10 protein-coding genes and 2 rRNA genes are annotated in these 16680 nt (G+C 64.8%); 3 read left to right on the top strand and 9 right to left on the bottom strand.

What is annotated here, in order from left to right; all coding sequences use genetic code 11:
- Positions 1–122: 122 nt before the first annotated feature.
- The 4 genes from ACZ9CK_RS02785 to ACZ9CK_RS02770 form a co-directional block, all read right to left on the bottom strand.
- Positions 123–2057, bottom strand: a complete 1935-nt coding sequence (locus ACZ9CK_RS02785; RefSeq protein ID WP_476049180.1) for a glycoside hydrolase family 13 protein — start codon at positions 2055–2057, stop codon at positions 123–125.
- Complete coding sequence (locus tag ACZ9CK_RS02780) at positions 2054–2941, bottom strand: sugar ABC transporter permease (protein ID WP_426302238.1); 888 nt, start codon at positions 2939–2941, stop codon at positions 2054–2056. The genes ACZ9CK_RS02785 and ACZ9CK_RS02780 overlap by 4 nt, the downstream gene beginning before the upstream one ends.
- Position 2942: 1 nt before the next feature.
- The gene (locus ACZ9CK_RS02775) at positions 2943–4583 is read right to left on the bottom strand and encodes an ABC transporter permease subunit (protein ID WP_476049179.1); all 1641 of its coding nucleotides are present in this window, start codon (positions 4581–4583) and stop codon (positions 2943–2945) included.
- Between the two features lie 156 nt (positions 4584–4739).
- Positions 4740–6038, bottom strand: a complete 1299-nt coding sequence (locus ACZ9CK_RS02770; RefSeq protein ID WP_476049178.1) for a sugar ABC transporter substrate-binding protein — start codon at positions 6036–6038, stop codon at positions 4740–4742.
- Positions 6039–6291: 253 nt separating this feature from the next.
- Here ACZ9CK_RS02770 and ACZ9CK_RS02765 point away from each other — a divergent pair, with 253 nt between their 5' ends.
- Together ACZ9CK_RS02765 and ACZ9CK_RS02760 are read left to right on the top strand one after the other, a co-directional pair.
- Positions 6292–8034 carry a glycoside hydrolase family 13 protein gene (locus ACZ9CK_RS02765; RefSeq protein ID WP_426302235.1) on the top strand — a complete coding sequence of 581 codons (1743 nt, stop codon included), beginning with the start codon at positions 6292–6294 and terminating at the stop codon, positions 8032–8034.
- A 33-nt stretch (positions 8035–8067) separates the two neighbouring features.
- The gene (locus ACZ9CK_RS02760) at positions 8068–9084 is read left to right on the top strand and encodes a LacI family DNA-binding transcriptional regulator (protein ID WP_476049177.1); all 1017 of its coding nucleotides are present in this window, start codon (positions 8068–8070) and stop codon (positions 9082–9084) included.
- Between the two features lie 94 nt (positions 9085–9178).
- Here ACZ9CK_RS02760 and ACZ9CK_RS02755 read toward each other — a convergent pair whose 3' ends face one another.
- Complete coding sequence (locus ACZ9CK_RS02755; RefSeq protein ID WP_476049176.1) at positions 9179–9754, bottom strand: N-acetyltransferase family protein; 576 nt, start codon at positions 9752–9754, stop codon at positions 9179–9181.
- Entirely contained in the window at positions 9747–10238 is a 492-nt protein-coding gene (locus tag ACZ9CK_RS02750; RefSeq protein ID WP_426302233.1) for an SRPBCC domain-containing protein, read from the bottom strand. The genes ACZ9CK_RS02755 and ACZ9CK_RS02750 overlap by 8 nt, the downstream gene beginning before the upstream one ends.
- A 231-nt stretch (positions 10239–10469) precedes the next feature.
- Here ACZ9CK_RS02750 and ACZ9CK_RS02745 point away from each other — a divergent pair, with 231 nt between their 5' ends.
- Positions 10470–11483: a peptidoglycan-binding protein gene (locus ACZ9CK_RS02745; RefSeq protein ID WP_476049175.1), complete on the top strand. Its 1014-nt coding sequence runs from the start codon at positions 10470–10472 to the stop codon at positions 11481–11483.
- A gap of 35 nt (positions 11484–11518) precedes the next feature.
- Here the strand turns inward: ACZ9CK_RS02745 and ACZ9CK_RS02740 are convergent, their stop codons facing one another.
- The 3 genes from ACZ9CK_RS02740 to ACZ9CK_RS02730 all read right to left on the bottom strand — a co-directional run bounded on the left by ACZ9CK_RS02740 (position 11519) and on the right by ACZ9CK_RS02730 (position 16265).
- Positions 11519–12529, bottom strand: coding sequence for a patatin-like phospholipase family protein (locus ACZ9CK_RS02740; protein ID WP_476049174.1), 1011 nt, complete (start codon positions 12527–12529; stop codon positions 11519–11521).
- 330 nt (positions 12530–12859) lie between these two features.
- Positions 12860–12976, bottom strand: a 5S ribosomal RNA gene (gene rrf, locus ACZ9CK_RS02735).
- A 155-nt stretch (positions 12977–13131) separates the two neighbouring features.
- Positions 13132–16265 (bottom strand): 23S ribosomal RNA (locus tag ACZ9CK_RS02730).
- Positions 16266–16680 lie beyond the last annotated feature (415 nt).

Genomic DNA, 16680 nt, shown 5'->3' with positions numbered 1-16680 from the left:
GCCGTCTGATGTGACAAGGGTGATTCCTCACATGCGCACCGCGGACTTGCCAAGCCGGCAGTCTTCGCAGTGTTTCAGTGCCAACCAGTTTAACCTGCGGGAACCGGGAATCTCCCGGGGAATCAACCCAGCAGCCACACCGCCGCCGCCGGACCCGCCGCGCGCAGCCGGGTGCCGCCGTCGCCGGAGGCACTCAGGCCGATCCGCCCGACGGCGAGCGCGGCTCCGGTGTCCGCAGGGGCTCCCGCAGGAAGCAGTCCCGCCTGAAACAGTTCCGCCGGGAGCAGCCCCGCCGGGAAGACGATGTCGGCCTCGTCCCGGGTGGCGACCACCAGCGCGGTGGTTCCCGCCAGTTCCCGCACGAAGGCGAGGGTGCCGCCGTCGGCGTGCAACCAGCGCAGCGAACCGGTGCGGAGGACCGCTTCGCGGCGGAGCGCGCCGAGCGCGGAGTAGAGGCCGCGGAGGTCCTGCACCATCCGCTCCGGTTCGTCCCAGGGCATGGGCGTGCGGGAGTGTTCGCCGTTCATTCCTTCCAGGCCGAACTCGTCCCCGGCGAAAACCGTGGGCATGCCGGGCAAGGTGAAGGACAGCACGGCCGCAACGGCCTGTCCGCCGGGGAGCATTGCGGTGGCGGCCCGGGCGGTGTCGTGGGTGTCGATGGCCACCAGGCTGTGCAGCCGCACGTTCCAGGGGTAGGCCGCGGCGAAGTCGCGGTATTCGGCCACGAACTGTGAGGCCGGGATCCGCGGCGGGCACGGCAGGGGTGAGCCGAAGAAGTTCACCGCGGTCCCGTCCGTCAGCCACGCCCACAGCGGGCGGGTGAAGGACGCGTAGCTCATGGAGCCGTGGTAGGTGTCGCCCTGGAAGTCCGGGGCGGCGTCGTTGGTGGATTCGGCGACGAGCAGCGCATCCTTGCGAGCCTCCAAGGCCGTCTGCCGCACAAGTGAGCCCACCTCCCGGTTCCAGTCGGCGGCGCCCAGCCGGCCGGTCATGTTGCCCACGTCCACCCGCCAGCCGTCCAGCTTGAACGGCTCGGCGAGCCAGTGGGCCACCACGGACTTCGGGCCTTCCACGAATTCGCGGCGCAGCCCGTCCGAGGCCCAGTCGAGCTTGGGCAGGCTCGGCACGCCCCACCAGCTTTCGTAGCCGCCGCCCGTATCGAAGTAGTAGAAGGAACGTTCCGCGGCGCCCGGATCAGCGAGCGCCGTGCGGAACCATTCGTGGGTATCCCCCGTGTGGTTCGTGGTGAGGTCACCGATCACCTTGATGCCGCGCTCGTGGCAGGCCTGCACCAGGCGGATGAGTGCTTCGTCGCCGCCCAGCAACGGGTCCACCCGGCGGAAGCTTTCAGCGTCGTAGCGGTGGTTCGACGCCGAGGGGAAGAAGGGGGTGAGGTAAAGGATCTCGACGCCGAGCCCGGCCAAATGGTCCAGCCGCTCCCGCACGCCGTCGAGGTCGCCGCCGAAGAACTGGAGCGGGGTGTCAGGGCCTTGATACTCGACGGCGGCGTCCCAGTCCGCGGGCACGGCCCAGTCCGGCGCGGGGCGGGCATCCGCCGCCGCGGAACGGGCGAAGCGGTCCGGGAAGACCTGGTACATCACTGCCCCGGCGGCCCAGTCCGGGCCGGCTTCGGCCACAGACAGGCGGAAATCCTGGGCGTCAGGGACGTCCTGCGAGTGCACGCCTGCGGCGTTGAGCCACAGCACGCGGCCAGCGGTTTCGGTCAGCAGGAAGCGGTAGCGGGCCAGCGGGTTGACGGCCCGGAGCTCGGCCTCCCACCAATCCCAGCCGTCCGCTCCGTGCGGAAGCTCCAGGCGGCGGGCCTCGGTGAAGCGCGCCTCGCCGTCCTCGACCGTCCGCAGCCAGACGCGTTCGACGGCGGCGGGCCGCCCGCCTTCGAGCGTTCCGTCCGTTCCCGCAGAGCTTCCGCCCGCCCACGTCCGGACCCGCACGCGGGTGGTCCCGCCGAGCGGAACCGGGCCGTCCTGCAGGTAGAGCGGGGAGCCGTCGTGGTGGGCTTCGAAACCCAGCATGCTCATCTTTTGACCGAACCTCATCCCTTGACTGAACCGGCGGAAAGGCCGGAGACGATGTAGCGCTGCAGGAACAGGAACAACGCCATGACCGGAAGCGCGGCCAGCACGGCGCCGGCGGCGAACACTCCCCAGTCCTCGGTGCGCTGGTTGGCCACGAAGGAATACAGTCCCACCGCGAGGGTCTGGCTGTTGGGGTCAGTGAGCACCACGCTGGCGATCACGAATTCGCTGCTGATGCCGATGAACGTCAGCAGGCCCACCACCGCAAGGATCGGGGTGACCAGGCGCAGGATGATGCCGAAGAAGATCTGCACGTGGCTGGCGCCGTCCAGCTTGGCCGCTTCGTCCAGGGACCGCGGCACGGTGTTGAAGAAGCCGTACATCAAGTAGGTGTTCACGCCGAGCGCACCGCCCAGGTAGACCATGATCAAGCCGAGCTGGCTGCCCAGGCCCAGCGCAGGGATGATCTCGCCGATGCCGCTGAGCAGCAGGAAGATCGCGACGACGGCAAGCAGCTGCGGGAACATCTGCAGCAGGAGCAGGCTGAGCAGACCGGCGCGGCGGCCGGTGAAGCGCATCCGGGAGAAGGCATAGGCGGCGAGGGCGCCGAGGAACACCGATGCCCCGGAGGTCACGAGGCCGACCACCATGGTGTTGACGAACCAACGGCCGAAGGGGCGCTGTTCGTTGCCGAACAGCTTGGCGAAATTGTCCCCGGAGAACTGGCTGAAGAGGGTGGCCGATCCGGCGAGGGTTCCGGTGGAGTTGAAGGCCGCGGAGAGCACGTACAGCAGCGGGAACACAGCGAAGATGCTCGTGGCCACGCCCACCAGGTGGCGCCAGCCCTTGTCGCGGAACCAGCGCGGGAAGGAACGGCGGGATTCGGTAGCAACAGTGGTGCTCATGTCAGTTCACGTCCTCGAGGGCCTTGGTCTGCTTGAAGCTGATGGCCGAAATCGCGGCCACGATGATGAAGATGACAATCGCCAAGGCGCTGGCCAGTCCGTAGTCCCGGCCTGTGCCTACGCCGAAGGCGCTTTTGTAGACCAAGGTGATCAGGATGTCCGTGGCTCCGATGTCGCGGGTGGTGTCCTCGAAGCGGGGCCCGCCGCTGGTCAGCATGTAGATGACGTTGAAGTTGTTGAAGTTGAAGGCGAAGGAGGAGATCAGCAGCGGCGCCACGGAGACCAGGAGCAGCGGCAGCTTGATGGAGCGGAAGATCCGCCAGGCGCTTGCACCGTCCATGCGGGCCGCTTCGTCCACGTCCTCGGGCAGCGACTGCAGTGCCCCGGTGCACACCAGGAACATGTACGGGAAGCCGAGCCACAGATTGACCACCAGCACGCTGATCTTGGCCAGGAACGGGTCAGTGAGCCAGCCGATGTGCGCGCCGCCCAGGAGGGCATTGTTGATGAAACCGAATTCGGGGTTGAGCAGGCCCGCCCAGACCAGTCCGGACAGGAAGGCCGGGAAGGCGTAGGGCAGGATCATGATGATCCGGTAGATCTTCTTGCCCTTGAGGTCGCTGCGGTTGAAGGTGATGGCCAGGAAGAGCCCCAGGGCGAAGCACAGCAGTACCGACACCACTGCGAAGGTGAACGTCCACAGAGTCACCGAGAGCAGGGGCCCGCGGAGCTCCGGATCGGTGAAGGCGGTGACGAAGTTCTTGAAGCCGACGTCAATCTTCCAGCCCGTGGCGAGTTTCTCGCCGGTGTCGGAGACGAAGTCGCCCTGTCCGGAGTCCCGGTAGATCTTGCCGGAGTCCGTGTCGGTGAGGGTGTCCGCGGCCTTGTCGTAGACCATGTTCGAGCGGAAGACGTAGGCATTGCTGCCATCCTGTGTGCGGAGGGAGCCCGCTCCGGGATCGTCCGAAAGCGGCACCACCAGGCCCAGCACGTCCTTCTGGTGCGCCACGATTTCCTGGAAGGTGAGGGTCCGGTACCCGGCCAGTTCCTTTGCCTTGCCGGTGGAATCCTTGACGGCGCCGGCGGCATCCTCGAGTTTGGATTCCGTGGTGCCGAGCTGCGCCTCACCCTCCGGGTTCGTGACCAGGAGGTAGTAGCTACCGCCCTTTTCCAGGATCGAGGTGCGGTAGGCCGGGGAATCGGGAACCCGCTTCTGCGAGGAGGTCAGGATCGAGGAGACCGCGTCTTCCTTGCTGCCGTTGTGCCCGTCGCCGTAGTTGGTGAAGGCGATGTAGCCGGAGAACACCACCACGAACACCTGGAACACCAGCAGGAACAGCACGCCGGGAGCCAGGTACTTGGCAGGCAGCCCGCCCGGGCGCAGGTAGATCCAGTTGATGGCGACGGTCACCAACGCCGCGATGGCCAGCACCGCCCAGGACTGGCTAAGGAACAGGGCCGTGAGAACATACACGGCAACGGCATCCACCAGGCCAAGCAGGATGATCTTGGCGAGCGTCCCCTTCCAGGAGTCCGGGCCGCGGCGGCTTGCCGGCAGGACCCGCCGGGGGCGCGGCGGCGCAGGCTGCTGCGTGCCGCCGTCGGGCATCGCCTCAAGGGCGGACTTGGCTGTAGGGGGCATGGAAGATTCCTTCAATGGGAGTGTCTGGCGTGCGACGGCGGAGGTCGCCAAGGCGCGCCCGTCCGGCGGGGGCGCGTCCCCCGCGGGACAGGCGGATGGCTGAGGCTGCGGGCCAAAGGGGCCGCAGCCTCAGGAGTGGCTGCCTTTCAGGAAGCGCTACGAGGCAATCTTGCCCTTGATGTTGGCGACCATCTTGGCCCACTCGGTGGCGGGATCGCCCTTGCCCTTGATGAGGGCCAGTTCGGTGGCACCCCAGTCGGCCCAGACCGCAGACATTTCCGGGATGGCAGGCATCGGAACGCCTTGGGCGCCGATCTCGCCGAAGGCCTTCACCACCGGGTCGGAGGCGGCCTTGTCGAAGGAAGCCTTCAGGGCTGGCGGCAGGCTTCCGGTGGCGAACATGGCGTCCTGGACGGCTTCGGTGGTGAGGTAGTTGACCACGAATTCGTTGGTGGCCAGGGCGTTGGCGCTCTTGGCGCTGACGAAGAAGCCGTTGACACCGATGAACGGCTGGGCGGGCTTGCTGCCGGTGGTGGGCAGCGGGTCGACGGCGAACTTCATGCCCTTTTTCTTCAAGTCCGGCACGTTCCAGGGGCCGGTGATGAAGTACGGGCTCTCGCCGGCCAGGAACTTTTCCTTGGCGATGTCGCCGGTGATGTTGGAGTTGAACACCTTCGAGCCGGTGTCGCCCCATTCCTTGAGCTTGGCCGCGAATTCAGCGCCGCCCGGTCCGCCCAGGGCCAGCTGCTTGGGGTCGTATTCGCCGTCGGCGTTGGTCCCGAATACTGGAACGCCCATGGAGGTCTGCAGCGGGTACAGGTGGTACGGGTCGCCCTGTTTGGGATCAAGCCCGGCGAGGAACGCGTACTTTGCCTTGCCCGCAGCCACCGCCGCCTTGCCCTTGCCCAGGACCTCGTCGAAGGTGGTCGAGGCACTGTCCACGATCGCCGTGTTGCGGATCAGGCCGATGTTCTCGATCGCGTACGGTACGCCGTACACGGAGCCGTTGTACGTCATCGCACGGATGGCGGAGTCCTGGAACTGGGACTTTTTGTCGCCGAGTTCCAGCGGCGCGATCACGCCGTTCTGGACGAGCTTGCCCAGCCAGTCGTGCGGCCCGACCACCAGGTCCGGGCCCTTGCCCGTAGGCACCTGGGTGATGAAGTCGTCGCGTACGGCTGCGAAGTCCTTGATCACCAGCTTCACCTCGATGCCGGTGTCCGCCTTGAACTTGGCCGCCACGGCCTTCAGGGCCGGAGCGCGCTGGGCGTCGAGCCACATCGTGATCGTCGTGGCTCCGGCGGCGGCGAGGTCCTTCTTCGGTTCCGTACTTGCGGGGCTGCTCGGAGTCCCGCCACCGCACGCGCTCAGGCCCATCATGGCCGCAAACGCAGCGGCCCCCATGGTGAAGGTCCTGCGGCTAAGGCCAGGCTGCTCAGTGAAACGCACCATCATTGGTGTCCCTTCTGGATGTTTGTGGTGAGGCGCTGGGCGGCCGATGGCCATCGTCGCTGAGTCGCGGAAGTGAACCGCCTCACATACTGGAAACGCTTCCAAACTCTACTCAGAACTTTCGTGCTTGCCAACCGCCACTATCAGGAAAGCCAACCCACGCTGACAAACCCGCCTTGCAAGCGCTTCCAGAAAATCGTCGTAATCTTTGTGCAAGCGTTTCCGCAAAATGCTTCGGAGCTGTCTAGAATGCACCATGTCTTCCATTTCATTCGCGGCTTCCCCAGCAGCCGCCACCGCCGCGGGGCACCCAGCGCTCGGCCCGCTCACGCACGTTCATGCCGCGGACTCCGACGACTCCTGGTGGCGTTCTGCCGTCATCTACCAGATCTACCCGCGGTCCTTCCGCGACGCGTCCGGCGACGGCGTGGGCGACCTCCCCGGCATCACCGCCGAACTGCACCACATCGCCGAACTGGGCGCGGACGCCATCTGGCTTTCCCCGTTCTACGCCTCCCCGCAGCGCGACGGCGGCTACGACGTCGCCGACTACTGCGCAGTAGACCCCCTCTTCGGCACGCTTGAGGACTTCGAAAACCTAAGCTCGCGGGCACGGGACCTCGGCCTGCGCGTCATCGTGGACCTCGTCCCAAACCACTGTTCCTCCGAGCACAGGCTGTTCCGCGCCGCGCTGGCCGCAGCACCGGGAAGCCCCGAGCGGGAGCACTTCATCTTCCGCGACGGCCGCGGCGAAAACGGCGAACTGCCGCCCAACAACTGGCAGTCCCACTTCGGCGGCACAGCCTGGACCCGCATCACCGAAGCCGACGGCACCCCCGGCCAGTGGTACCTGCACCTCTTCGACTCCAGCCAGCCGGACTTCAACTGGGACAACCCCGCAGTTGCCGCCGAGTTCGAACGCGTCCTGCGCTTCTGGCTGGACCGCGGCGTGGCCGGCTTCCGGGTGGACGTGGCACACGCCCTCGTCAAGGCACCCGGCCTGCCGGACTGGGGAGGAAAGGCCGACGGCGGTTCCTCCGATGGCTTCCCCGGCCACGAAGCGCCGATGTTCGGCCAGCCGGCCCTGCATGTCATCTACAGCCGCTGGCGCGAGGTCCTCGCGGAGTACGGCGATGACCGCATCCTCTGCGCGGAAGCCAACGTCGACCCGATCGAACGCATGGCCGCCTGGGTCGCCCCGGGGCAGCAGCACCAGGCCTTCAACTTCCCGTTCCTCGCCTCGCCGTTCGCGGCAGAGCCGCTCCGTGCGGTGGTGAGCCGTTCGCTGGCGGCGTTTGACGCCGTCGGCGCGCCCACCACCTGGGTGCTTTCCAACCACGACGTCGTCCGGCACGCCAGCCGCCTGGGCATGAGCGACCCCGGACAGGGTCTTGGTGACGGCATCGGCCCGGACCACCCCCAGCCGGACACGGCCCTTGGCCGCCGGCGGGCCCGTGCCGCTAGCCTCTTCATGCTCGCCCTGCCGGGCAGCTCCTACCTCTACCAGGGCGAAGAGCTTGGCCTCCCGGACAACACGGCGATCCCGGCCGATCGGCGCCAGGACCCCACGTTCCACCGCACGGGCGGCGAGCGGGTGGGTCGCGACGGCTGCCGCGTCCCGCTGCCCTGGCGCGCCGGGGAGGCCGCGCACGGTTTCAGCCCCACGGGCATGAGCTGGCTCCCCCAGCCGCGCGACTGGGACGTGCTCGCCCGCGACATTCAGGCCGCAGACCCTGCCTCGCACCTGTCCATCTACCGCCGTGCCCTGGAGCTGCGCCGGGAGTTCGGCCTTGGCACCGGTTCCTTGGCCTGGGCCGAGTCATGGTGCCGTCACGGAGCGCTTGCCTTCGTCAATGGCACTATTCTGGTGATGCTGAACCTCGGCGACGAGTATCTGGAACTGCCGGAGCTCGAAATCCTGCTGAGCAGCCAGCGCAAGGACGGCCGGGTCCTCGCCCCGGGCGAGGCCGCATGGCTCAGCCTCGAACCGCGGGCCTGAGCACGGAGAGCCGATAGAAGGACGGAGACTGCTGTGAGCGTGAGCATCCGTGATGTCGCGCACTCAGCCGGCGTTTCCATGGCCACGGTGTCGCGCGCCCTGAGCGGGCGCGGGAACGTCTCCGAGCGCAGCCGGCAGCGCGTCCTGGACGCCGCCGCCGAACTCGGATTCGTCCCGTCCTACAACGCCGCCAGCCTGGCCTCCGGACGGACCCGGAACATCGGCATCATGCTGCCAACCGTGCAGCGCTGGTTCTTCTCAAGTGTCCTGGAGGGCGCCTCCGGCGCCCTCCTCGAGGCCGGCTACGACCTCACGCTCTACACGACGGGCGAAGGACCCGGGCAGCGCCACAGCGTGCTGAACGATTTCCTCCTCCGCCAACGGCTCGACGGCGTAGTGGCCGTTTCCCTGGAACTCTCGCCGGACGAAGTGGAGCAGCTGCTACGGGTGAAGCGTCCTGTAGTGGGCCTGGGCGGGCCGATCCAGGGCATCGCCACCCTCCATATCGACGACGTCGAAACGGCGCGCCGTGCCACCCAGCACCTGATCAACCTGGGACACCGGGACATTGCGCACCTGAGCGGCTCGCCCGAGTTCGAGCGGGACTTCGCACTGCCGGTCAACAGGCGGGTGGGTTTCGAAACGGCCATGCACGACGCCGGGATCGCCGTCCGGCCGGAATGGCTGGTGCGCACCGACTTCACGGTTGCCGGCTCGCACGCCGTCGCGAAGCGGCTGCTGGCCGCGCCATCCGGGCGGCCGACCGCAGTCTTCGCCGCCTCGGACGAGATGGCGATCGGCGTCATCACCGCAGCGCAGGAGCTGGGCCTGCGCGTGCCGTACGATCTCTCGGTCATCGGCATCGACGGGCACGAGCTCGGCGAGGTCTTCGGACTCACCACCTTTGACCAGGCGCCGCGGCGGCAGGGAGCGGATGCAGTCCATATGCTGTTGCGCCAGCTCGACGGCGATGCCGCCCCCTTGGGCGACATCGTGGAGCCCGAATTCATCGTGCGCCGGAGCACCGCCACACCGCCGCAGCCGCGCTGAGACCCGCCCACGGGAGCCTGTTGGGACGGAGTCTGTTAGGGCGGGGCCTGTTGGGACGGAGTCTGTTGGGACGGAGTCTGTTAGGGCGGGGCCGTCAGCGGGGGGCGCAGACGGGGCCGTGAATCCGTGCACGGGACAGCTCCCGTTCCATCGAAAGCTCCCGTTTCGCCATGGCGCCCGCATTTGCGCGGTCCTGCGGGAAAGGCCGCGATTCACCGGTGAAGCCGAATCCATGGCGGAGGTAGAAGGCTTTGGCCCGTTCATTGTCTTCATGCACTCCGAGCTCCAGCACTGCCACGCCGAGTTCTGCGCTGGCCACCCTGCAGGCTTCCTCGAGTAGTTCTTCGGCCAGGCCCAGGCCCCGGTAGGCCGGAGCAACGTAGACACTGAGAAGGATCGCCCTGCGCAGTTGCTCCCGCTCCTGCAATTCCTTGGGTACCACGCGCATGAGGCCGCGGACCCGCGGATCCTCCGGGCCGCCGTCGGCCAACAGGGTGATGTTTGTGCCACTGGACATCATGGCCGCCCGCTCCTGCCACTGCGTATCCGTCTGGCGCCGGGCGGCCGACAGGGTCTCAAGGTAGGCCAAGGGGCTGTCGGCGAGCATCTCGAGCCGGACTGCCCGCAGCAGTTCCCAATCCTCCCGCCCCAGCCGGCGGATCCTAGCCACTAGCACCGCCCATGAACCGGACATAGCGCTCCAGAACCCCGGGCCAGCCTTCCTCGTACGACGCGCGGGTTCCCGCAGGGTCTTCCGCACCCTCCCAGCCCTCATGGACGAGCCGGACTTCGGTACCGCCGTCGACCGCCCGGAAGGCGACCCGCAATTCGGTGGACCACAAGGCGGTGCTTGCCGGGTACCAGCTTGCATGGAAGGACAGCGGCGGCTGCCAGTCATCGATGGTGCCCCACACGCTGGTCCGACCGTCCTCCGCGGTTTCCAGGATCAAGTTCTCTTCGAACTCCACATGCGAGCCGGCCCCGAAGACGCTGTGCTCCTCCATCGGCCACCACAGGTGCGGGTGGTCGGTGAACCCCATGAAGGCGTGTGCCACCGGCGCGGGAACAATGACGGTGAAGACGAGGGGTTCCAGGTCGAAGGCCTGGCCGCTCGGGCCGGGGCCCGGTTCGGGGTGGCTGAAAAGGCTGTCCATGGGCATCAACTCTACCGGGGCAGGCGGCGCGTGGCAGGTGCCGGGCACTCCGGATGGGCAGTGCTCACCATTGGCACACTCACCCGCCACTGCAAGACTCGCAAACAAGAGCAGAGCCCCACTTGGCGAGCGGAGCCGTTACGGCAAACCGCTGCCGAGGCCTGGTTCGGTGGCTTCGGGATCGCTCGGGTCCGCGCTCACGGTCGGGTCCCCACTGTAAAGGAGAAACACATGTGCAATGAACACTTTGGCGCCCGGACGGCGGCTGCCCCGGGCAATCCATTGAACCGCAGGCTCTTCCTCGGCGGCGCTGCGGCGGCTGCCGTGGGAGGGCTCAGCCTGCTGGGCGCCGGCCCCGCGGCCGCGGCGACCTCGCAGAACGGATGGCCTGCCTCCACCAGCCTTCCCCTCAGCACCTTGAGCGTGGGCGCCGTGACCTTCCCCCAGGGCGTGCGGAGCGGAGCACCACACACGATCCTCGGTTACGTTGCACGGCGCTTCAACAGCGAGGTCGAAACCCTCCGCAAGGGCGAGTGCTGGGGTTACAACTTCCGGAAGATCAGCGGGAGCACTTCCTATTCCAACCACGCCAGCGGCACGGCCATCGACGTCAATGCTCCCGAACACTTCCTTGGCGCCTCCGGCACCTTCAGTGCGGCCCAGGTCCATGCGATCCGATCCATCCTTTCGGCCTGCGACGGTGTGGTCCGCTGGGGCGGCGACTACAGCAACCGCAAGGACGAGATGCATTTCGAGTTGGTAAAGGGACCGGGCGATCCCGCTGTCGCGGCGCTGGTCCGCAAGCTTGGCGGAGGCTCTTCAACTCCCCCGCCGGCTACCGCGGCCCCCACCTGGCGGGTGGTCCGCCGGGGCCAGCAGGGCTACTTCGTGACCGCATTGCAGCGGCTGCTCCGCCAGCACGGCCGCCCGCTCACGGTTGACGGTATCTTCGGTTCCGGCACCGAGGCCCAGGTGGTCGCGTTCCAGAAATCCAGGGGCCTGGCAGCCGACGGCGTCGTGGGCGCAAAGACCTGGACTGCCCTGCAGCTCACCCGCAAGGAAGGAAGTAACGGCCACGCGGTCTTCGGGCTCCAGCACTGCGCCAGCACCAAGGGTTTCAGTACAGCGCAGGATGGCGTGTTCGGACCGAAAACCGCGGCCGCCGTTGTTGCCTTCCAGCGTTCCCGGGGGCTGGCCGCTGACGGCGTGGTGGGTCCGCGCACCTGGGCCGCGCTCGTCGCCTGAACCATTCGCCCCTTGCCACGGCCGAACAGGCCCTATCAACACCAAAATTCGGTCAGCCGCCCGGCGAGGGCCCTGCCTTGCTCGTAACCGGTCCGCGCGGCGGGCGGACGCAGGGACAGATCCATGGCGTTGGCGCCGAACATGTGCTCGGAGTCGCTGTCAGGGAAGATCGTTTCGACTTCGCTGCCTCCAGCTCGTAGCTCGTCGAGCTGTGCTGCGAGATGCATTCCCCAGTCCAGCGGCGTCCTGGTTCTGCCGCCGAATGGCGACAGAACCAGGACGCGTGCGTATCCGGCTGCCAGATCGGCATTCTCGTTACGCCGGTAGCCGCCGTCGATGTAATGCCTGTCCCCGATCCTGTAAGGGAAGCCGCTGGCACAGCTGGCGGCGACGGCGTCCGCCAAGTCGACGCCGCTCTGGCGGTCGAACACCACCGGTTCACCGTTCAAGGCGTCGACCGCAGTGATGAGCACCGTCTGTTGCGGCCAGAGCTGGGCGGGCAGCCGCGCGGCGACAGTAGCGCGCCACCGCTTTTGCATGGAATCGTCCGACGCCGTGTCCATCCCGAGTGCCGCCGCGCCCATTCTGCGTCGCATGTCGGCCGCGTCCACGGCGGCGGCGATGATACGTGCCGTCCTCTCCAACTGGTCCGCTACGTGCCCGGTGCGGGCGCGCCCATTGTCGGAACCGGGCGGAGCCGTACGTTGCAACGGTGCGGCGGCAAAGATGGCGGTAAGCAATTCAGTCGGGCTCGCACCAGCTATCTGGGCAGCAGCGGTCGATCCGGCCGAGGTGCCAATGACGAGATCGGCCCCGGTCACATCCAGTCCGGCATCGAACAGGCCTGCGATGACGCCGATCAGCCACGCGTTGCCTGTCGAGCCACCGCCACCGAGGACCAGCGCCCGCTGGCCTGCGGCGCGCACCCGTTTTGTGGCGTCGAGCTGCGGCTGTTCCCGCTCGGGGGCTGGGCTGTCGGAAGATGTCGTCGAGTCCGAAGACGTCGTCGAGGTGGGGTGCGGAGTTGAAGAAGGTGTTGTGTTCATGGGAGTCGCCTCTCGAGGATTGCCTGGATGGCGCTCCCGACGGCGGCTACTTCAGTCGCGCGATCGTGGACTGCAAGGGAGCACCCATTACGGATACTGCGTTCATGGGTCTCACCTCCTGCCAAAGGATCACGATCACCCGAATGATTGCACACTAGTATTGCGGCATGCAATCGGCGTCACGCCGGCCGCTGCGCCCTGTCGAAGGCCCCCTCCTCCGTGCAGGGCCGTGAACGGCTCCGTTGAGGCCTTCGGGCACCATGTTGGCGCATGCGCGTTAAACTGCTCAGGCCCTGACCGTCGTGGTCAGGGCCTGAACTTCTAAAGTATGTCCGGCGGTGTCCTACTCTCCCACACCCTCCCGGGTGCAGTACCATCGGCGCTGTGGGTCTTAGCTTCCGGGTTCGGAATGGGACCGGGCGTTTCCCCCACGCTATGACCGCCGTAACCTTGTTACCCGTCCCCGCGTGTGTGCGGGGTGGGAAGACTGTTGGTTACCAGGTGTTGCTGGTTGTATTCGGTTGTCCGGTGGTGTGCCGGTTTGGTTCCTGGGTTGTTGTCCGGGAACCACATAGTGGACGCGTAGCTTTTGATGTTTTTGTGTGGTGTAAGTTGTCGGCCTATTAGTACCGGTCGGCTTCGACAGTCGTTGGTCCTGTCTTCCACGTCCGGCCTATCAACCCAGTGGTCTGGCTGGGGGCCTCTCACACACGAGGTGCATGGAAATCTCATCTTGAAGCGAGCTTCCCGCTTAGATGCTTTCAGCGGTTATCCCATCCGAACGTAGCTAATCAGCGGTGCACTTGGCAGTACAACTGACACACCAGAGGTTCGTCCGTCCCGGTCCTCTCGTACTAAGGACAGCCCTTCTCAAATTTCCTGCGCGCGCAGCGGATAGGGACCGAACTGTCTCACGACGTTCTAAACCCAGCTCGCGTACCGCTTTAATGGGCGAACAGCCCAACCCTTGGGACCTACTCCAGCCCCAGGATGCGACGAGCCGACATCGAGGTGCCAAACCATGCCGTCGATATGGACTCTTGGGCAAGATCAGCCTGTTATCCCCGAGGTACCTTTTATCCGTTGAGCGACGGCCATTCCACAATGTACCGCCGGATCACTAGTCCCGACTTTCGTCCCTGCTTGAGATGTCTCTCTCACAGTCAAGCTCCCTTGTGCACTTACACTCGACACCTGATTGCCAACCAGGCTGAGGGAACCTTTGGGCGCCTCCGTTACTTTTTAGGAGGCAACCGCCCCAGTTAAACTACCCATCAGGCACTGTCCCTGACCCGGATCACGGGCCGAAGTTAGATGTCCAAAGTGACCAGAGTGGTATTTCAACGATGACTCCACCCGAACTGGCGTCCGGGCTTCACAGTCTCCCACCTATCCTACACAAGCCACTCCGAACACCAATACCAAACTATAGTAAAGGTCTCGGGGTCTTTCCGTCCTGCTGCGCGTAACGAGCATCTTTACTCGTACTGCAATTTCGCCGAGTTTATGGTTGAGACAGCGGGGAAGTCGTTACTCCATTCGTGCAGGTCGGAACTTACCCGACAAGGAATTTCGCTACCTTAGGATGGTTATAGTTACCACCGCCGTTTACTGGGGCTTGAATTCTCAGCTTCGCTCCGAAGAGCTAACCGGTCCTCTTAACCTTCCAGCACCGGGCAGGAGTCAGTCCGTATACATCGTCTTGCGACTTCGCACGGACCTGTGTTTTTAGTAAACAGTCGCTTCCCCCTGGTCTCTGCGGCCCTTGCCCGCTCCACCCAGCAAGTGGGTCTCACGGTCCGGGCCCCCCTTCTCCCGAAGTTACGGGGGCATTTTGCCGAGTTCCTTAACCATAATTCTCTCGATCGCCTTGGTATTCTCTACCTGATCACCTGTGTCGGTTTGGGGTACGGGCAGCTGGAACCTCGCGCCGATGCTTTTCTAGGCAGCATAGGATCACCGGATCCCCCCATGCGGGGGTCCCATCAGATCTCAGCCTGCATGTTCCACGGATTTGCCTATGGAACGGCCTACGTCCTTAGACCGGGGCAACCATCGCCCGGCCCGGCTACCTTCCTGCGTCACACCTGTTAATACGCTTACCTCCCGGGATCAGGTCCCGCGCTCCACCAAAACCCACACACCCAAAGGGTGATAGGGCAGGTTTCGGGCGGTTAGTATCCCCCGCTTGGTATGGGCGGTTCTTCGCCGGTACGGGAATATCAACCCGTTGTCCATCGACTACGCCTGTCGGCCTCGCCTTAGGTCCCGACTTACCCAGGGCAGATTAGCTTGACCCTGGAACCCTTGATCATTCGGCGGACGGGTTTCTCACCCGTCTTTCGCTACTCATGCCTGCATTCTCACTCGTGTAGGCTCCACCACTGGTTCACACCGCAGCTTCACCGCCCACACGACGCTCCCCTACCCATCCACACCCCTGAACCACGAAGGCTAGGAACATGTGTGAATGCCACAACTTCGGCGGTGTACTTGAGCCCCGCTACATTGTCGGCGCGGAATCACTTGACCAGTGAGCTATTACGCACTCTTTCAAGGGTGGCTGCTTCTAAGCCAACCTCCTGGTTGTCTAAGCAACTCCACATCCTTTCCCACTTAGCACACGCTTAGGGGCCTTAGTTGGTGGTCTGGGCTGTTTCCCTCTCGACTATGAAGCTTATCCCCCACAGTCTCACTGCTGCGCTCTCACTTACCGGCATTCGGAGTTTGGCTGACGTCAGTAACCTTGTAGGGCCCATCGGCCATCCAGTAGCTCTACCTCCGGCAAGAAACACGCAACGCTGCACCTAAATGCATTTCGGGGAGAACCAGCTATCACGGAGTTTGATTGGCCTTTCACCCCTACCCACAGCTCATCCCCTCCATTTTCAACTGAAGTGGGTTCGGTCCTCCACGACGTCTTACCGTCGCTTCAACCTGGCCATGGGTAGATCACTCCGCTTCGGGTCTAGATCACGCCACTACACTCGCCCTGTTCAGACTCGCTTTCGCTACGGCTACCCCACACGGGTTAACCTCGCGACGTAACACTAACTCGCAGGCTCATTCTTCAAAAGGCACGCCATCACAACAACAAGGCTGCTCTGACGGATTGTAAGCACACGGTTTCAGGTACTGTTTCACTCCCCTCCCGGGGTACTTTTCACCTTTCCCTCACGGTACTGGTCCGCTATCGGTCATCAGGAAGTATTTAGGCTTATCAGGTGGTCCTGACAGATTCACACGGGATTTCTCGGGCCCCGTGCTACTTGGGAACACTCACCAGGGCGGCACAACACATTACGGCTACGGGACTCACACCCTCTCCGGCCGGCCTTTCAAAACCGTTCGCCTATGCACGCACACACACCCCGCCGGTCCGGCAGAACCAGCACGCAACTGCCCCACAACCCCGCCCACGCAACGCCCGCCGGCTATCACACATGGGTCGGTTTAGCCTGATCCGCGTTCGCTCGCCACTACTAACGGAATCACTGTTGTTTTCTCTTCCTGCGGGTACTGAGATGTTTCACTTCCCCGCGTTCCCCCCACGCACCCTATATATTCAGGTACGGGTCACACAATCACCGAAAACGGCGTTGTGCGGGGTTTCCCCATTCGGACATCCTGGGATCACCGCTCGGTTATCAACTCCCCCAGGCTTATCGCAGATTCCTACGTCCTTCATCGGCTCCTGATGCCAAGGCATCCACCGTGTGCCCTTAAAAACTTGACCACACAGATCAAAAAACTTCTAAACAAAATTGCTTACAAGATGCTCGCGTCCACTATGTAGTTCTCAAACAACAACCCCAACCCCCACACACACAAACCATGCGCATGATCGGCAAGGACAGGAAAACCAGAAACCCCAGAACACCCCACAAAAGGGGCGCCCCTGACGGGCCCGGCAACTCATCGTTGCAGGTCCTGTTGCCTCAGGACCCAACAGTGCACCAAACACAACCCACGACAGTCCGCACCCCGCAGCGTTCCCAACACCCACACCCCAAAAGGGCACAGACACCGTACTAACCACAGGACACAACCACCAAGGCCATGCCAAAACCAGTTTGATTCGTTGATATTCCACCCATGAGCACCCACCGCAGAACAGACGCCTGCGCAATGGGCTGTACTCCTGACCCCCG

This window comes from Arthrobacter sp. TE26545, assembly GCF_056279005.1.
Note: the sequence above shows the minus strand (reverse complement) of the source record. Positions and strands in the feature narration are given on the sequence as shown.